Annotated in this window: 16 protein-coding genes; 10 read left to right on the top strand and 6 right to left on the bottom strand. The window is 73.6% G+C overall.

The genetic code is table 11. The features are described 5' to 3' along the window. Positions 1-67 precede the first annotated feature (67 nt). Entirely contained in the window at positions 68-760 is a 693-nt protein-coding gene (locus tag FIC82_RS07240) for a hypothetical protein (protein WP_154798098.1), read from the top strand. A gap of 78 nt (positions 761-838) precedes the next feature. Here the strand turns inward: FIC82_RS07240 and FIC82_RS07235 are convergent, their stop codons facing one another. Next, complete coding sequence (locus FIC82_RS07235; protein ID WP_154798097.1) at positions 839-2,248, bottom strand: cystathionine beta-synthase; 1,410 nt, start codon at positions 2,246-2,248, stop codon at positions 839-841. Between the two features lie 125 nt (positions 2,249-2,373). On the opposite strand from FIC82_RS07235, the gene FIC82_RS07230 reads away from it, so the two are divergent. Further along, complete coding sequence (locus FIC82_RS07230; RefSeq protein WP_253691551.1) at positions 2,374-3,075, top strand: DUF5701 family protein; 702 nt, start codon at positions 2,374-2,376, stop codon at positions 3,073-3,075. 84 nt (positions 3,076-3,159) lie between these two features. Here FIC82_RS07230 and FIC82_RS07225 read toward each other — a convergent pair whose 3' ends face one another. Both FIC82_RS07225 and FIC82_RS07220 read right to left on the bottom strand, forming a co-directional pair. Next, positions 3,160-3,678 carry a hypothetical protein gene (locus tag FIC82_RS07225; protein WP_154798096.1) on the bottom strand — a complete coding sequence of 173 codons (519 nt, stop codon included), beginning with the start codon at positions 3,676-3,678 and terminating at the stop codon, positions 3,160-3,162. A 2-nt stretch (positions 3,679-3,680) separates the two neighbouring features. Beyond that, complete coding sequence (locus FIC82_RS07220) at positions 3,681-4,568, bottom strand: Bax inhibitor-1/YccA family protein (RefSeq protein ID WP_154798095.1); 888 nt, start codon at positions 4,566-4,568, stop codon at positions 3,681-3,683. Positions 4,569-4,944: 376 nt separating this feature from the next. On the opposite strand from FIC82_RS07220, the gene FIC82_RS07215 reads away from it, so the two are divergent. The 4 genes from FIC82_RS07215 to FIC82_RS07200 are packed head-to-tail and all read left to right on the top strand — an operon-like array spanning position 4,945 to position 8,982. Next, positions 4,945-5,934 (top strand): ABC transporter ATP-binding protein, encoded by a 990-nt coding sequence (locus FIC82_RS07215; protein ID WP_154798094.1) that lies wholly within the window; start codon positions 4,945-4,947, stop codon positions 5,932-5,934. Beyond that, positions 5,931-6,785: an ABC transporter permease subunit gene (locus FIC82_RS07210; RefSeq protein ID WP_154798093.1), complete on the top strand. Its 855-nt coding sequence runs from the start codon at positions 5,931-5,933 to the stop codon at positions 6,783-6,785. Before FIC82_RS07215 ends, FIC82_RS07210 begins: the two co-directional genes overlap by 4 nt. After that, entirely contained in the window at positions 6,782-8,284 is a 1,503-nt protein-coding gene (locus tag FIC82_RS07205; protein WP_154798092.1) for an ATP-binding protein, read from the top strand. Before FIC82_RS07210 ends, FIC82_RS07205 begins: the two co-directional genes overlap by 4 nt. Then, positions 8,281-8,982: a response regulator gene (locus tag FIC82_RS07200; RefSeq protein ID WP_154798091.1), complete on the top strand. Its 702-nt coding sequence runs from the start codon at positions 8,281-8,283 to the stop codon at positions 8,980-8,982. Before FIC82_RS07205 ends, FIC82_RS07200 begins: the two co-directional genes overlap by 4 nt. A gap of 130 nt (positions 8,983-9,112) precedes the next feature. On the opposite strand, the gene FIC82_RS07195 is transcribed toward FIC82_RS07200, so the two are convergent. Next, complete coding sequence (locus tag FIC82_RS07195; RefSeq protein ID WP_168731587.1) at positions 9,113-12,292, bottom strand: efflux RND transporter permease subunit; 3,180 nt, start codon at positions 12,290-12,292, stop codon at positions 9,113-9,115. A gap of 112 nt (positions 12,293-12,404) precedes the next feature. On the opposite strand from FIC82_RS07195, the gene FIC82_RS07190 reads away from it, so the two are divergent. After that, positions 12,405-12,899 carry a MarR family winged helix-turn-helix transcriptional regulator gene (locus FIC82_RS07190; protein ID WP_168731586.1) on the top strand — a complete coding sequence of 165 codons (495 nt, stop codon included), beginning with the start codon at positions 12,405-12,407 and terminating at the stop codon, positions 12,897-12,899. Between the two features lie 51 nt (positions 12,900-12,950). On the opposite strand, the gene FIC82_RS07185 is transcribed toward FIC82_RS07190, so the two are convergent. After that, complete coding sequence (locus FIC82_RS07185) at positions 12,951-14,183, bottom strand: MFS transporter (RefSeq protein WP_168731585.1); 1,233 nt, start codon at positions 14,181-14,183, stop codon at positions 12,951-12,953. A 102-nt stretch (positions 14,184-14,285) separates the two neighbouring features. Here FIC82_RS07185 and FIC82_RS07180 point away from each other — a divergent pair, with 102 nt between their 5' ends. Continuing rightward, positions 14,286-14,825: a MarR family winged helix-turn-helix transcriptional regulator gene (locus tag FIC82_RS07180; RefSeq protein WP_154798089.1), complete on the top strand. Its 540-nt coding sequence runs from the start codon at positions 14,286-14,288 to the stop codon at positions 14,823-14,825. 93 nt (positions 14,826-14,918) lie between these two features. Here FIC82_RS07180 and FIC82_RS07175 read toward each other — a convergent pair whose 3' ends face one another. Next, positions 14,919-15,764, bottom strand: a complete 846-nt coding sequence (locus FIC82_RS07175) for an oxygenase MpaB family protein (protein ID WP_154798088.1) — start codon at positions 15,762-15,764, stop codon at positions 14,919-14,921. A gap of 163 nt (positions 15,765-15,927) precedes the next feature. On the opposite strand from FIC82_RS07175, the gene FIC82_RS07170 reads away from it, so the two are divergent. Both FIC82_RS07170 and FIC82_RS07165 read left to right on the top strand, forming a co-directional pair. Then, positions 15,928-16,545, top strand: a complete 618-nt coding sequence (locus tag FIC82_RS07170; RefSeq protein ID WP_154798087.1) for an ArsR/SmtB family transcription factor — start codon at positions 15,928-15,930, stop codon at positions 16,543-16,545. Continuing rightward, positions 16,542-16,790: a hypothetical protein gene (locus FIC82_RS07165; RefSeq protein WP_154798086.1), complete on the top strand. Its 249-nt coding sequence runs from the start codon at positions 16,542-16,544 to the stop codon at positions 16,788-16,790. Before FIC82_RS07170 ends, FIC82_RS07165 begins: the two co-directional genes overlap by 4 nt. The last annotated feature ends 108 nt before the right edge of the window (positions 16,791-16,898 follow it).

Genomic DNA, 16,898 nt, shown 5'->3' with positions numbered 1-16,898 from the left:
CCGTCCTGCACCGCACGTCGGACCGGGCGGACACCCACCCGTTCCCGCGAACCCTCCGGAGGCTCCCATGAGCTCGACCACCACCGCAGCGCCTGCCACGACCACGTCGTCGACCCCGACCCGACGCCTGACCGCCGCCGCGCTCGTCGCGGCGGGTGCGGGCTTCGTCCTCTTCCCCGTGCTGCGGCCCTGGCCGGACGAGGCGCGCCCGACCGCCGAGCTCGCGGTCGCGTTCGCGTCCGACCGGTGGGTCGTCGCGCACCTCTGCGGCATCCTCGCGATCGGCCTGCTCGCGCCGGCGCTCCTGGGACTGCGGTCGACGCTCGTCGCCCGGGCCCCACGCCGCACGACCGACCTGCTCGCGTCGGCGACCTGGTTGGTGTGGGCGGGAGGATTCCTCGCCGCGCTCTTCTTCGGCGCGGAGATGTTCGGGATCCAGGCGGTCGCGCGCGCCGCGGCCCCCGCGAGCGACACCGCCACGACCGGGTTCCTCGACGTCGTGACGGACCTGCGCACGGGACCGCTCGCGGTCACGCTCTTCGGGGCGGGCCTGATCCTCCTCGCGGCGGGCGGCCTGCTGACCGCCGTCGCGCTCCGGCGCGTCGCGCGCTGGTGGTCCACCCTGCCGTTCGCCCTCGGCCTCGTCCTGCTGCTGCCGCAGTTCTGGGGCGGTCCGGGCCTGCGGGTCGCGCACGGCGTCCTCCTCGGCACCGGCTGCGTGCTCCTCGCCCTTGTGGCTCTCCGCCCACCACGATCCTGATCGCTGCCGAGCACGACATGGGGGTCGGTATCCGTCGGATACCGACCCCCATGTCGTGCTCGGCGGGATGCGGAGGCGTCAGTGGGCGGCGACGAAGCCGAGGAGGTCGTGGCGGGTGAGGACGCCCACCGGGTCGCCGTCCTCGACGACGAGCAGCGCGTCGGCGTCGTGCAGCGCGGCCCGCACGGCCTCGACGCCCTCGCCCGCGCCGATGAGCGGGAACCGGGGCTCCATGTGCTGGTCCACGCGGTCGGCGAGGGAGGCGCGGCCGGAGAACACGGCGTCGAGCAGCTCGCGCTCGCTCACCGACCCCGCGACCTCTCCGCTCTTTACCGGCGGCTCGGCGCCCACGACCGGCATCTGGGAGACGCCGTACTCGCGCAGGATCTCGATCGCGTCGCGCACGGTCTCGCTCGGGTGCGTGTGCACGAGGTCGGGCAGGCGCCCGTCCTTGGCGCGCAGCACGTCGCCCGCGGTCACGCCCTCCTCGTCGGGCAGGAACCCGTACGACCGCATCCAGGCGTCGTTGAAGATCTTCGACAGGTAGCCGCGCCCGCTGTCGGGCAGCAGGACCACGATCACGGCCCGGGCCGCGGCCTCCGGGTCCTCCTCCTCGAGCCGGCGCGCGAGCCGCAGCGTCGCCTCGACCGCCATGCCGCACGACCCGCCGACGAGCAGGCCCTCCTCGCGCGCGAGGCGCCGCGTCATCGCGAACGAGTCCGCGTCCGTCACGGGGATGACCTCGTCGGGGACCGACGGGTCGTAGGCGGCCGGCCAGAAGTCCTCCCCCACGCCCTCGACGAGGTACGGGCGCCCGTCGCCCCCGGAGTACACCGAGCCCGCCGGGTCGGCGCCGACGACGCGCACGCGGCCGCCCTCGGCCTCCGCGCGGTCCGCCGAGACGTCCTTGAGGTAGCGCCCGGTGCCGGTGATCGTGCCACCCGTGCCGACGCCCGCGACGAAGTGGGTCACGCGGCCGTCCGTGTCCGCCCACACCTCCGGCCCGGTGGACTCGTAGTGCGACGCCGGACCGTTGGGGTTCGCGTACTGGTTCGGCTTCCACGCTCCCGGGATCTCGCGGACGAGGCGGTCCGACACGGAGTAGTAGGAGTCCGGGTGGTCCGGCGCGACGGCGGTCGGCGTCACGACGACGCGCGCGCCGTACGCGCGCAGCACGTCCCGCTTGTCCTGGCTCACCTTGTCCGGGCAGACGAACACGCAGTCGTACCCCTTGCGCTGCGCGACGAGCGCGAGGCCGACGCCGGTGTTGCCGGACGTGGGCTCGACGATCGTGCCGCCCGGCGCCAGCTCTCCCGACGCCTCTGCGGCCTCGACCATCTTCAGCGCGATGCGGTCCTTGACCGAGCCGCCGGGGTTCACGTACTCGACCTTGGCGAGGATCGTCGCGCTGAGGCCTTCGGTGACACGGGACAGCCGGACGAGCGGGGTACCGCCGACGAGCTCCGAGACGTGCTCTGCGTATCTCATGCCTCGATCATCCCCGATCCGCGCGGCGCGCGTGTGTCGTTCGACCCCTCAGCGCCACGACGGAGGGAATTTCCGTACGGTGTACAGCGTTGAGCCCTCCGACTGCCCCGACCGAGAGGTGACCAGTGCCCGAGACGACCACCGCCGCCCCGCGCCCGACCGCCCCCGCGACGCCCCTCCCCGACCTGCCCGGCCTCGCCGCCCAGGCCGAGCGCCTCGTCGCGCTCGGCGTCCACGAGCTCGCCGGCCTGGCGCCCGACGCGTTCCGTGCCGCCGCGACCGGGCTCGCCGCCACCGCACCCGCCGGGTCGCTGCTCGTCGTCGACCCCCGGCTCGCGCCGCCGTCGGCCCTGGCTCCCCTGCTGCGGCTCCCGGCGCGCGACGGCGAGAAGGAGGGCTTCGTCGTCGTCGACATGACGGACGTCGACCGGTTCGCGCCGATCGAGGGCGTCGAGGTCCCCGACGGCCCCCTCTACGCTGTCGCCGAGCCGGACCGCGGCGACGACCTGGCGAACTGGTCGCCGGACGAGGCGCTGCCCGAGCTCACCGCCCGGGGCCGGACGCCGCTGCTGCTGCACGAGGGCATCCACTGGGCGCTCCAGGCCCCGAGCGTCCTCACGCGCAACCTCTGCTACATGACCATCGGGTCGCGCCTGCGCAAGCCCGATGGCCGTCTCGACGCCCGCACCCCGGCGCTGTGGATCTCGAACGGCACGGGTCGCGACGGCCGCGAGCGTCGCGGCGCCCCGAAGGTCGGCTGGTGCTGGGCGGGCAACCGCCACACCTGGCTCGGCTTCGCCTCGACCACGGGCCGCCTCCCCGCCTGACCCCGCCCGCTGAGTGCATGGAATAGTCGCGGTCGAAACGGTTCGACCGCGACTATTCCATGCACTCACGTGATGGCGGGGTCGTCAGCCGAAGAGGCCCCGGAGGGCGACGAGGACCACGACGACGCCGAGCACGACGACGAGGAGCGGCCGGTCGGACGCCTCGCGCGCGGCGAGGCGGCCCAGGCCGGCACCGATCGCCGCGGTCACTCCGACGACGGCGGCCGCGCCCGCGATGAGCGCTCCCCCGCCGCTCGCGCCCGCGTCGGCGAGCTGTGCCGCGAGGCCGCCGGCGAGCAGCGACCCCCAGACCGCGCCGGCGACGAGACCGAGCGCGGCGAAGACCAGCGCGGCGCGGCGCTCGGACGCGTCACGCGTGATCCGGGTGCCGAGCCACGCCACCGCGGACCCCGCCGTCGGCACGCTGATGAGGATGAGGAGCGCCGCGAACGCGAGCCACGCGGGCGGCGCGCCCGAGACGACCATGTAGAGGACCTGGACGGCGAGCATCGCCGCCGCGGCGACGACGAGACCGGCGGCAAAGACCGGCACCCGCGGCGGGAGGTCCGCCGCGGGTGCCGGTTCACGGGTGCTGCGCGCCACCGTCAGTCGCTGCTCTGCAGGATCGCGAAGAGGCGCAGGAACTCGAGGTAGAGCCAGATCAGCGTGACGAGCAGGCCGAACGCCGCCGACCACGCGAACTTGGCGGGGACACCGCCCTCGACGCCGCGCTTGATCGAGTCGAAGTCGACGATGAGCGATGCCGCCGCGAGGCCGACCGCGACGAGGCTCACGACGATGCCGAGCGCACCGCCGCGCAGGCCCCAGCCGTCGAGCGCGCCGAACATGAGGAGCACGACGTTGACGAGCGAGAACGCGAGGTACCCGACCATCGCGATGAGCAGCCAGCGCGTGAACTTCGGCGTGACGCGGACCTTGCCGGACTTGAAGAGGAAGAGCGCGGCCGCGAACGTCGCGATCGTCGCCACGACGGCGGACGGCACGACACCGCTCCACTGCGCCTCGTAGAACCGGCTGATCCCGCCCAGGAACGCGCCCTGCGCGACCGTGTAGAGGGTGATGAGCAGCGGGCTCGGGTTGCGCTTGAACGCGTTGACCAGACCGAGCACGAGGCCGACGACCGCGCCACCGATCCACAGCGCAGGCATCTGCGGCGTGAGGTACCAGGACCCGGCCGCGACGACCACGAGCAGGGCGAGCAGGCCGCCCGTCTTCATGATGACGTCGTCGTAGGTGAGCCGCTTCGTGTCCGCCGTCGTGGCCGAGGGCGCGTCGTACATCTGGTTCAGCGTCGCCGCGTCGGCGGCCTGGGCGCCGTACTGGCCCCACTGGCCCGCGGGCGGCGTGCCGTACGCGGGGTTCCCCTGCTGCGGCGGGGTCCCGTAGGCGGGACCGGCCTGCGTGGCCGCCCCACCGCGCTGGTTCTTCGGATCCCCGAAGACCGCGCTGTTGTTGAAGACGGGGTTGCTCATGAGCTCCTCCTGGTCGCGGCGTCCACTACCTCTCAGCGGGCCTCGTCATCGGCGTCTCGCCTCGAGTCGGGTGTCGCTGGCCTGTGTTCATCCTAGGGAACGTGCGAGCCGTGGCCACTGTTCCCGCCGAACTTTCGCCCTGCGGGGAGCGAAGTGCCGACCAGCGGACCACCCGACGGCGTGCGGCGTACGCCGCGCGGTGTACGCCGCCCGGCCCACACCGCGGGCAAGATACGTCGCACGGGGGCTGTGGGACGTCGTGCACGTCCCTAGGCTCGAGACGTACCTCGCGGAGAGGCCCCCGGCCGGACCGGCGCGACCCCGCCCGCGAGCACCAGAACCGTCACGGACGAACGACCCTCGGAGGGGCGAAGCCATGATCGAAGCACGCGGCCTGACCAAGCGGTACGGGCCCAAGACCGCGGTGGACGGCATCACGTTCACCGTGCGTCCCGGGACCGTGACCGGCTTCCTCGGCCCCAACGGCGCCGGCAAGTCCACGACCATGCGCATGATCATGGGCCTGGACCGTCCGACCGCGGGGACCGTCACCGTCAACGGGCGCCCGTACGCGCAGCACCGCTCCCCCCTCACCGAGGTGGGCGCGCTGCTCGACGCGAAGGCCGTCCACACCGGGCGCACCGCCTACAACCACCTCCTCGCGATGGCGGCGACGCACGGCATCCCGACCAAGCGCGTCGACGAGGTCATCGACATGACCGGCCTCCAGTCGGTCGCGAAGAAGCGGGTCGGCGGCTTCTCGCTCGGCATGGGGCAGCGCCTGGGCATCGCGTCCGCGCTGCTCGGCGACCCGAAGACGCTCATCCTCGACGAGCCCGTCAACGGCCTCGACCCCGAGGGCGTCCTGTGGGTGCGCAACCTCGCGCGCTACCTCGCGTCGGAGGGCCGCACGGTCTTCCTGTCGAGCCACCTCATGAGCGAGGTCGCCCTCACGGCCGACCACATCGTCGTCATCGGCAAGGGCCGCATCATCGCGGACGCCCCGGTGAGCGACATCGTCAACGGCGCGCAGCAGCGCACCGTCCGGGTGCGCACGCCGCACGCGACGCAGCTCGCCGAGCTGCTCACGAGCGACGGCGCGACCGTCACGAGCGACGAGCCGAGCCTGCTCGTGGTCACCGGCGCGGACGCGCCCGGGATCGGCGAGCTCGCCGCCGCGAAGGGCTTCGTCCTGCACGAGCTCACGCCCGTCACCTCGACGCTCGAGGACGCCTACATGGCCCTCACCGCCGACTCGGTCGAGTACCAGACCGAGTCCGCGCAAGCCCACATCGGCCACGGTGCGGCGGGCGCGCCCGCGGGCGCCCCGGCCCCCTCCGACTCCCTCGAAGGAGCGCAGCGATGAGCGCCACGACCCTCGCCCCCGGCGCCACGAGCCCGACGGCGTCCCGCACGTCCCCCTACCGCCTCACGTTCGGCCACGTGCTGCGCTCGGAGTGGATCAAGTTCCGCTCGCTGCGCTCCACGTGGTGGACGATCGGCACGACGATCGTCGTCATGGTGCTGTTCAGCATGTCGATGGCCGCATCGCTCAACTTCGCCGCCGAGACGCCGGAGATGGCCGCCGAGATGGGCAACATCTCGACCGTCCAGGCGATCGTCCTGGGCTACATCTTCGCCCAGCTCTCCGTCGCGGTGCTCGGCGCGCTCGTCATCACCGGCGAGTACTCCACCGGGATGATCCGTTCGACCCTCAGCGCGGTCCCCACGCGCCTTCCCGCGCTCTGGGCCAAGGCCGGCATCATCGGCGTCGTGACGTTCGTCGTCGGGGTCGTCGGCATCGCCCTGTCCTACCTCGTGACGATGCCCATGCTGTCCGGGAACGACCTCGTCCCCGATCTCGGCGACTCCGTCGTGCAGCGTGTCGTGCTCGCGTGCGCCGGCTACCTCGCGCTCGTCGCGCTCGTCGCGGTCGGTGTCGGGACGATCATGCGGCACTCCGCAGGATCCATCTTCACGCTCGTCGCGTTCCTCTTCGTGCTGCCCCTCGTCGCGAGCTTCCTCAGCCAGGACTGGGTGCAGGACATCGCCAAGTTCCTCCCCATGAACCTCGCGACCGCGATGATGGCCGTGACGGAGGCGGACGCCGGCGGCGTCGAGGTCCTGTCGCCCGGTGGCGCGACGATCGCGATGGTCGTCTGGGCCGTGGTCTCCCTCGGTGCCGCAGCGGTCGTGCTCAAGCGCCGGGACGCGTGACCTCCCCGCTCACCACCCCGCCGACGCCGGACGAGCCCACCGCTCGTCCGGCGTCGGCCGTGGCGCGCCCGGACGCCGCCCCGCAGGGTGCACCAGGTCCGGTCGCCCCCCTCCCCCTGCGGGCCGCGCCCGAGCCCTTCACCGAGCTCGACGCCCGGCGCCTCGGCCCCGTGCGTCGATACTTCGCGCGCCACCCCGTCGTCATGGACTGGGTGATCGTCGCGGTGTTCGTCGTGCCGGGCGTGCTCTACGCGCTCCTCGCGGAGCAGCCGGGCGGCTCGACGTCGCTGTCGCTCGTCTTCTTCCTCCTCGGCGGCGCGCTGCTGTACTGGCGACGCCGCCGGCCCGTGACCGTCGCTCTCGGGCTGGCCGCCCTGGGCGTCGTCGCGATCGCCGTCACCGGCGACACCGCCGGGTTCGAGGTCGCCGGCATGTTCGCCGTCTACGCGGTCGCGGCGTCGCGGCCGTCACGCATCGCCTGGCCCGTCCTCGCGATCGTCGTCCTCTCCCTCTCCGCCGCGACGCTCCTCTGGTACGACATCGTCACCACCGCCGACGGCGAGGTGCTGCGCCAGAGCGTCGAGCCCGGTCGCGCGACCGTCGACCGCGTCGTCGGCATCCTCGTCACCACGATCCTGTGCCTGATCGCGCTCGCGATCGGCACCAACGTGCGCGCTCGTCGCCAGCACGTCTCCGACCTCGTCGAGCGCGCCAACTCCATCGCGCGCGACCGGGACCAGCAGGCGCAGCTCGCCGCCGCCGCCGAGCGCACGCGCATCGCCCGGGAGATGCACGACGTCGTCGCGCACTCCCTCACGGTCATGGTCGCCCTCGCGGACGGCGCCAAGGCGTCGGGCGCGAAGAACCCCGAGCTCGCGGGGCATGCTCTCGACGAGCTCACCGCGACCGGACGTGCCGCGCTCGCCGACATGCGCCGCGTGCTCGGCGTCCTGCGCGAGCCCGGCGGCGAGCAGACCGTGCCGCTCGCGCCGGCGCACGAGACGCCCGAGCTCGAGGAGATCGTCGAGCGCTTCCGCACCGCGGGCCTGCCCGTGCGCCTCGTGCGCTCCGGTCCCCAGCCGACGCCCGGCCCCGCGCTGCGCCAGACGGCGCACCGCATCGTCCAGGAGTCCCTGACGAACGTGCTGCGCTACGCCCCCCTGTCCCCCATGGTGCTCGTCGAGGTCTCGCGCCGGGCCGAGCCCGGGGCCGACTGGCTCGAGCTGCGGGTCGTCAACCAGGCGGGCCGTCGCCCCGGGGAGGGCGACGGCGCCGACGGTCGCGACCTGCCGCCTTCGGTCGCGGCGCAGCACCCGCCCGGCGTCCCGGTGGGGACCGGCCGCGGCATCATCGGGATGCGCGAGAGGGCGGCCGTGTACGGCGGTACGGTGTCGGCGGGGCCGAGCGGCACCGGCTGGGAGGTGCGGGCGAGCCTGCGCCTCGACCTCGACCCCGGCCGCCAGGACGGCGGACGCGACGACGGACGGGAACGCACATGACGGACAGCGCGGCACCGACCCGGGTGCTCCTCGTCGACGACCAGGCGCTGCTGCGCATGGGATTCCGGATGATCCTCGCCGCCGAGGACGACATCGAGGTCGTCGGCGAGGCCGGGGACGGCGAGACCGGGATCGCGCAGGCCGCGGCCCTGCGGCCCGACGTCGTGCTCATGGACGTCCGCATGCCGGGGACGAACGGCATCGAGGCGACCGAGCGCATCGTCGCCGCGCAGCCGGGGTCGCGCGTCATCATCCTCACGACGTTCGACCTCGACGAGTACGCGTTCGCGGCCCTGCGCGCCGGGGCCAGCGGGTTCCTGCTCAAGGACGCCAAGCCGGGCGAGCTCGTCGGCGCGATCCGCGCCGTCGCGAGCGGCGACGCCGCGGTGTCCCCGCGCATCACGCGCCGCATGCTCGAGATGTTCTCCGGGCAGCTCCCCCAGGACGGCGGCGCCGCTGCCGCTCCCACCCAGACCGGTCTGCACGACCCCCGCCTCGCCGACCTCACCGCGCGCGAGCTCGAGGTCTTCGAGGCGCTCGGCGAGGGGCTGACGAACGCCGAGATCGCCGAGCGCTTCGTCCTGTCCGAGGCGACCGTCAAGACCCACGTCGGCCGCGTGCTCGGCAAGCTCGGCCTGCGCGACCGCGTCCAGGCCGTCGTCCTGGCGTACGAGACGGGCGTCGCCCGCCCCTCCTGACGGTTCTCCCCCGACGCCGAGCAGGTGGTTCCGGCACGTCCTGAGCTCCTGACGCGCCGGGACCACCTGCTCGGCCCACCGGGATCGCCTGGTCGGCGGGGTCCCGGCGGGCCGAGGAAGGTCGGGCGGGTCAGGCGGTCGCGGCGGCCTCCTCGGCAGCGGCCTTCTTCGCCTCGGCCTGGGCTGCCGCCTCCTCCTTGGCCGCGCGCCGGGCGGCGCGCTTCTCGCCGCGGCGCTCGGCGAGCGTGTACAGCACCGGCACGACGACGAGCGTGAGCAGCGTCGAGCTGAGCAGGCCGCCGATGACGACGAGCGCGAGCGGCTGGGAGATGAACGCCCCGCCGCCGGTGATGCCGATCGCCATCGGGGTGAGCGCGAAGATCGTCGCCGCGGCCGTCATGACGATGGGACGCAGGCGCTTGCGCGAGCCTTCCATGACGGCGTCGTCGAGCGACCGGCCGCGCTCGCGGTACTGGTTGATGAGGTCGATGAGCACGATCGCGTTCGACACGACGATGCCGACGAGCATGAGCAGGCCGATGAGGGCCGGCACGCCGAGCGGCGTCGCGGTGGCGAGCAGCAGGAGCAGCGCACCCGTCGCGGCGAACGGGATCGACACGAGCAGGATGAACGGCTGGAGGAGGCTGCGGAACGTCGCGACCATGACGAGGTAGACGATGAGGATCGCGACGAGCAGCGCGAGCCCGAGGTCGGCGAACGCGTCGGCCTGGTCGGACGCGACGCCGCCGATCTCGACCGTCGCGCCGCCCTCGAGCTCGAGGCCGTCGATCGCGGTCGTGAGCTCGGTGGTGAGCGCACCGAGGTCCTGGCCCGCGGGCGTGACGGAGATGGTCGCGCTGCGCTCGCCGTCGACGCGCGTGATCGAGGTGGGGACCTCGACCTCGGCGACCTCGGCGACCTGCGTGAGCGGCACGGGCCCGGCCGCGGTGGGCAGCACGACCTGCTCGAGCTCCGCGACGGTCGCCGGGGCCTCGCCCGCGAGGACGCGGACCTGGACCGGGCCGTCGCCGAGGTTCACCGTGCCGATCGGCGCGGGCGACATCGTCCCCGCGACCGTCCCGGCCACCTGCGTCTCGGTGAGCCCGACGGCGGCCGCGGCGTCGCGGTCGACGGTCACCTGGACCGTGGACTGCGCGGAGGCGAGGTTGTTGGTCACCTGGGCCGCGCCGTCGGCGTCCTCGGCGAGCTCCTGCACGTCCGCCGCGGCGGCCGCGAGGGTCTCGGTGTCGGGGGCGCGCACGACGAGGTCGACCGTCGAGCTGCCGAACGCGGCGTCCGCGCCGGCGACCTCGATGCCCTCGCTCGCCTCGCCGCCCAGCCCGGAGACGGCGTCGCGCACGTCCTCCTGGGCGGCGACGGCGTCGGCGTCCTCGTCGAGCGTGACGGCGAACGTCGCCGTCGGGGAGCCCCCGCCGCCGAAGAACGCGGCTTCCGGCCCGCCCGCGGTGCCGACCGTCGTCTGCACGGTCGTGACGCCGTCGACGCCCAGGAGCGCCTGCTCGACGTCGCGCGCGGCGGCGTCCTGCGCCTCGAGCGACGTGCCGGGGGCGAACGACTCGGTGACGGTGAGCGTGTCCTGACCCGTGTCGCCGAGGAAGTTCGTCTCGAGGCGCGGCACGAGCGCGAGCGTGCCCGCGAGGATCGCGACCGAGACGCCGAGCGTGACCACGGGGTGGCGCAACGCCGCCCGCAGCGTCGGGACGTAGGCACGCTGCCACAGCCCGCGGCGCTCCTTGGCCTCCGCCGCGGCGCGGGCGCGCTCGCCCGCGAGGCGCGCGGCCTCGGGGTCCGCCGGGACGGGCGGGGACTTGATGAACCAGTACGCGAGGACGGGGACGATCGTCAGCGCGACGAAGAGCGACGCGAGCATCGCGATCGCCACGGTGAGGGCGAACGGCCGGAAGAGCTCCCCGACCATGCCGCCCACGAGAGCGATGGGCAGGAACACGGCGACCGTCGCGACGGTCGACGACGTGATCGCGCCACCGACCTCCTGGACCGCGCCGATGATCGCGCCGCGCTTCTCCTCGCCGTACGACAGGTGGCGCTTGATGTTCTCGATGACGACGATCGAGTCGTCGACCACGCGACCGATGGCGACGGTCATCGCACCGAGGGTGAGGATGTTCAGCGTGTAGCCCGTGGCGTTCATGACGATGAAGGTCACGAGCAGCGACAGCGGGATGGACACCGCGGACACGAGCGTCGAGCGGAGCGACGCGAGGAACAGCAGGATCACGACGACGGCGAAGACGAGACCCAGCAGGCCCTCGGTCGCGAGGCCCTCGATCGACTCCTCGATGAACGGCGCCTGGTCGAACACGACCTCGACCCGCACGTCCTGCGCCTCGAGCACGCCCGAGAGGTCGTCGACCGCGTCCTGGACCGCGTGCGAGACCTCGACCGTGTTGCCGGCGGGCGTCTTGGTGATCGCGACGGCCAGCGCGTTCTCGCCGTCGAGACGCGAGTACGACGTCGCGGGCTCGGGCCCCGCGGTGACGGTCGCGACGTCGCCGAGCGCGACGGGCGCGGTGCCCGGGGCGGCGGTCGGCGAGACGAGCGGCAGCGCGGCGAGCTCGTCGACGGTCGTCACCGCGGTGCCGACCTGCACGCTGAGGGTGCGGTCTCCGTCGGAGACGGTCCCGGCGGGGATCACGACGCCGTTGTCCTGGAGGATCGTGGAGACCTGCGCGGGGCTGAGCCCGGCGGCGGCGAGCGCGGCCGGGTCGAGGTCGACCGTCACCTGCTGGTCGGCGATGCCGCTCACCGCGACGCTGCGCACGCCCTCGACGTCCTCCAGCGCCGGGACGACGCTCGACGTCACCGTGTCGGCGAGCGCGGCGTCGTCGGCACCGCCCGACACGGCGAGCTGGATCACGGGCAGGTCGTCGATCGACCCCGTGACGACCTGCGGCTCGACGTCCTCCGGGAGCTGCGACTGCAACCGCGTGACGGCCGTCTGGAGCTGGGACGCCGCGGCGTCCATGTCGGTGCCGTACGCGAACTGGACGGTCGTCACGGACATGCCCGTGGACGACGTCGACGTCACGTCCTCGACGCCCTTGACCGCGCGCGCGGCCGTCTCCACGGGGACGGTCACCTGCTGCTCGACGATCGCCGGGGCGGAGCCCGGGTAGACGCCGACGACGGCGGCGGTCGGGATCTGCAGGCTCGGGATGAGCTCCTGCTTGAGGGACCCCATGCTGATGACGCCGAAGATCGCGATCGCGACCGTGGCGAGCGCGACGAGCGCGCGGTTGGCCAGCGACAGCCGGGCAAGACGGGACACGGAGCCTCCAGGGTTCCAGGTCGGGTGGGAGACGACGTCGGCGTCGCGATTTCGTTAGCGTAACGCGAAGCATCTCGGGTTGGTTCCCGCGCTCACCGATAGAGTCTGCGCCGTGACCTCCCCTGCCGACGACGAGCGCGCGGCGCTCGCCCGGCGTCTCGAGGACGCCCAGCGCCGCCTCGCCGACCTGCTCCTCGCCCAGCGGCTCGAGCCGCTCCTCCGCACGACCCTCACGGTCCCGCAGCTCCGCGCGCTCGCCGTCCTCCAGCTCGACGGCGAGACGAGCTCCCACCGGCTCGCGGAAGTTCTGGGCATCTCCCCCGCGACGCTCTCGGGGATCGTGGACCGGCTGGAGGCGGCGGGGATGGCCGCACGCCGCCCCGACCCGCAGGACGGTCGCGTGCGGCTGGTCGCCGCGACGCCGCGCGGTGCCGCGGCCGTGCGCCGGATCGCGGCTCAGGAGGACGAGCCCCTCACGGACCTGCTCGACCGGCTCGCCGTCGAGGACCTGCGCGCGCTCACGGTCGGGATCGAGGCCCTCACCGAGGTCGCGGAGGCGTCCGCCACGGACGCCTCGACGGACACCTCGACCGCGCCGGAGGAGTGAGGGTCCCGAGCCACGCGGCCCGAGACCCTCCCCTGCGGCGGTGCCGGTGGCTCAGACCTCGCCGAGCGCCTCCTCCGGCGTCCCCTCGACGGCGCGCGCCCGGCGGTTCCAGCGCGACCACAGCACGCGCTCGCCGAGCTCGCCCGCCATGCGGTGGCCGAACGCCACGAAGACGACGACGCCGAGCACGAGGATCCCCGCGCCCAGCCAGAACGGCGCGGTCGCGGAGACCGGGTGCAGCAGGCCCGCGATGACCGGCGCGGGCGCGGCGAACCCCCACCGGACGAGGTTGAAGGCGCCGGTCGTCACGCGCCGGTCCGGGTCGCCGAGCGCGAGCGACAGGTCGGTGAGGTTCGCGTTCGCGATGCCCATGAAGACGCCGGCGCCCACGAGCACGACGACGGACCACGCCGTCCCGAGGTCGAGCGCCAGCAGGACCAGCGCGACCAGGACCCCCACGATCGCGACGCCGAGCGTCTGGACGGCGCCGACGCGGTGTGCGAGCCGGTGCCCGACGACGAGGATCCCGACCGCGAGCCCCACGCCCCAGGCGGTGAAGACCAGGCCGAGCGGCACGACGTCGAGCCCGAGGAAGACGGGCGTGTACCCGAGCACGACGAAGAAGCAGAAGTTGTACGCGGCGGTGACCGCGGCGAGCGCGAGGAAGCCGGGCTTGCGGAAGAGGTGGAACACCTGGCCGAGCCGCAGGGGCGCGGGCTTCTCGGCCGGGTCCTTGAGACGCGTCACGGACACGAGCAGCGCGACGAGCATGAACACGCCGCACACGAAGAACGGCACCCGCCAGGAGATCCCGCCCAGCAGCCCGCCGATCAGCGGCCCGACGGCGAAGCCGAGGCCGACGCACGTCTCGAAGAGCTCGACGACCCATTCGCGGTCGTTCGCGAGCGAGACGAGCAGGACCATCGCGGTCGCGAAGAACATCGCGTTGCCGAGACCCCACAACCCGCGCAGGGCGGCGAGCTGGCCGATGCTCGTGCTGAGCGCCGCGAGCACCGCGGCCACGGCGACGAGGCTCACGCCGGTCGCGAGGATCTTCTTGTACCCGAAGCGTCCGGTCGCCATGACGGCGGGGATCATGCCGAGCGCCATGACGGCGATGTAGGCCGTGAACAAGAGCTCGATCTGCCAGGTCGAAGCCCCGATCTCCTCGCCGATGACCGGCAGGATCGGGTCGACGACGGCGATGCCGGCGATCGCGAAGAACGCCGTGAGGGCGGTCGCGTAGATGGCGGTGCGGTTCGGTTCGTTGCGTGGGGAGGCCACTGCGTCGCACTTCCTGGTCGTGGGAGAGGGCCGCCCGGCCGGATCGGGCTGGGCGGGGAGATTTATCTGTATCTGACAGGTAAGTATCTGTAGAATACACCCATGACGGTTGCCGAAGGAAACGATCGAGTGCCCGGTTCGCCCGTCGGCGGTGCCTCGGCGCGCGACGACGCGACCGCGCACGACGTGCTCGGCGAGATCGAGCTCGAGGTCGCCCAGCTCCTGCGTCGCGCCGAGCGCACGCGCGCCTCGGGAGCGCCGGGCACCTCGCGTCGCGGCGGGACGCTCGACCGCTCGGGCTACCTCCTGCTCCACACGCTCGGGACGCACGGCCCGCTCCACGTCAACGCTCTCGCGGAGCGGCTCGGGCTCGACGCCTCCACCGTCACCCGCCAGGTCGTCGCGCTCGAGCGGGCGGGTAACGCACGCCGCGCCCGCGACCCCCACGACGGCCGGGCGGTCGTGGTGGAGCCGACGAGCGCAGGCCTCGACGAGCTCGCCGCGCACCGGGACGCCCGGACCGCGCTCTACGCCGACGTGCTGGGCGGCTGGTCCCGCCTCGACCGCGCGCTGCTCGCGGAGCTCCTGACGCGCCTCAACGACGACCTCGACGCCTACCGTCGGCGCCGCGACGACCCATGAGCCCCGACTGACCCGGATCCGCGCACGAGCCCCACGCACCGGTCGCGCGACGGGGCCCCGCAGCGGCTCGGCAGCCCGTCGAGGAACGTGGGCTCACGGTGACGGGAGCGCCCACCGGATCGACCGCGTGACGACGGCACCCGCAGGTCGTGCCCACCGCGCCGGCAGTCCACGCACCCGCGGCATGCCGGCGCGCGCCCACGCGGGCAGCGACTCGCGCGCGGCGACGGCCAGCCCCGCGTACGCGGGACGCACGAACCACGGGAGCGGCGGCTCGAGCAGCAGGAACCGCGCGGCGTCCGTCGCGGCCGGCGTGAGCGAGAGCGCAGGCCGGTAGCCCTCGACCGCTGCGTCGAGCGCGCTCCGCGTGCGCGGCGCGTCCACCACCCCGAGCGCCCGCCCGACGACCGCGGCCTGGGCTACGTACTCGTCGCACCCCCGCGCGTCGAGCGGGTCCCGGCCGAACGACTGGTGCGCGACGAGGAAGCTCTGGGTCTCGGCGACGTGGACCCAGCGCAGCAGGTCGGGGTCGCTCGCACGGTAGGGACGACCGTCGGGCGACCGACCGCGGACGCGCTCGTGCACCGCACGCACCGCGGCGACCGCCCGCTCGGCGTCCTCGGCGGTGCCGAAGGTGGTGACCGCGATGAAGGTCGACGTGCGCTGGAGCCGTCCCCACGGGTCGCCGCGATAGCCCGAGTGCGCCGCGACACCCGCCATGGCCAGCGGGTGCAGGCTCTGCAGCAGCAGGGCGCGCAGACCCCCGACGAACATCGACGCGTCACCGTGCACCCGCTGGACCGGTGAACCCGGTCGGAACCACCGTGGCCCCGGTGTCCGGCGGATGCGCGCCCTCGTGGCGGTCGCGTCCGGGCCCGCGACCCGGAGGAAGATCGCGCGCTCCGCCGCACCGCGTGCCCGCTCCACGACGTGCGCCATGGCGTCGATGCTCGCACCCCCTCCCGCACCTCGCGCGCCCCACGGTGGACCGAACCGTGGACCGGGCTGTGGACCGGGTCGTGGACCGGGTCGTCCGACTGTCCAAAGAACATGTTGCAAAGAACCTCTTGCAAACATGTCTTTGGATAGATAGTCTCGTCGCATGAGCACCGACGGCGACACCACACCCCCGAGCGCCGAGCGCCACCCCGCGCTCGGCCCGGCGCAGCTCAAGGCGCTCGCGCACCCGTTGCGGGTCCAGATCCTCGACCTGCTCTCCACCCACGGCGCGCTCACGGCGAGCCGCCTCGCCGACCTCGTCGGCGAGTCCAGCGGGTCGACGAGCTACCACCTGCGCCAGCTCGCGCGGCACGGCTTCGTCCGCGAGGTCGCCGGAAAGGGCACGGCACGGGAGCGGTGGTGGGAACGCCCGCCGGGTGGGTTCACCGTGAGCATGCCCGACGACCAGACCGAGGACACCGCGGCCACCCTCGCCGGAGCGATGGTGAGCCGGGAGTTCGAGAACGCCCGTGCACGCAAGATCCAGACCTTCCTGGAACGCTCCTCCGAGCTCCCCCCGCGGTGGCTCGACGGCGCGCGCCTCACCACCGCGAGCATGTGGCTCACGGCGGACCAGATGGTCGAGGTCGCGGAGGCCTGGGACGCGCTCGACGCGACGCTCCACCGCTTCCAGGGCCAGGAGCAGACGCCGGGCGCCCGGCCCGTGCAGATCCACTTCAACGTCTTCCCCACCATCGACGGCAAGGAGAACCCCTCATGAGCGCGTACTCCCCCACCCTGCCCCGCACCGTCGAGCCGCGCGGCGCCGACCGCCTGCTCGTCGTCGTGGGCTCGGCGCTGAGCGACCTCGGTCGCCGCCGCGCCGCGGCGAGAGCTCAGGCTCGTCGCGACCGCCTCACCGAGGCCCCGGAGACGGCGCCCGCGATCTCGACCGACCGGCTCCACGCCGCCACGGAGCGCACCCTCGACCGCGCGGCGGTGTCGCGCGCGTCCCTTCTGCCCTGAACACCCGGAGATTCCACCCCCGTGGGGACTCCTCCCCATATCGAGAGCCGGGTCCGCTCGGTTACCCTCGACGGGGCGTTCTGTGGGCACTGACGCGCGTCTCCTTCT

Origin of the sequence: Cellulosimicrobium protaetiae, assembly GCF_009708005.2 — a bacterium.
Classification (GTDB): domain Bacteria; phylum Actinomycetota; class Actinomycetes; order Actinomycetales; family Cellulomonadaceae; genus Cellulosimicrobium; species Cellulosimicrobium protaetiae.
The sequence above is the reverse complement of the archived record's forward strand: the minus strand, read 5'-3'. Positions and strand labels throughout refer to the sequence as shown.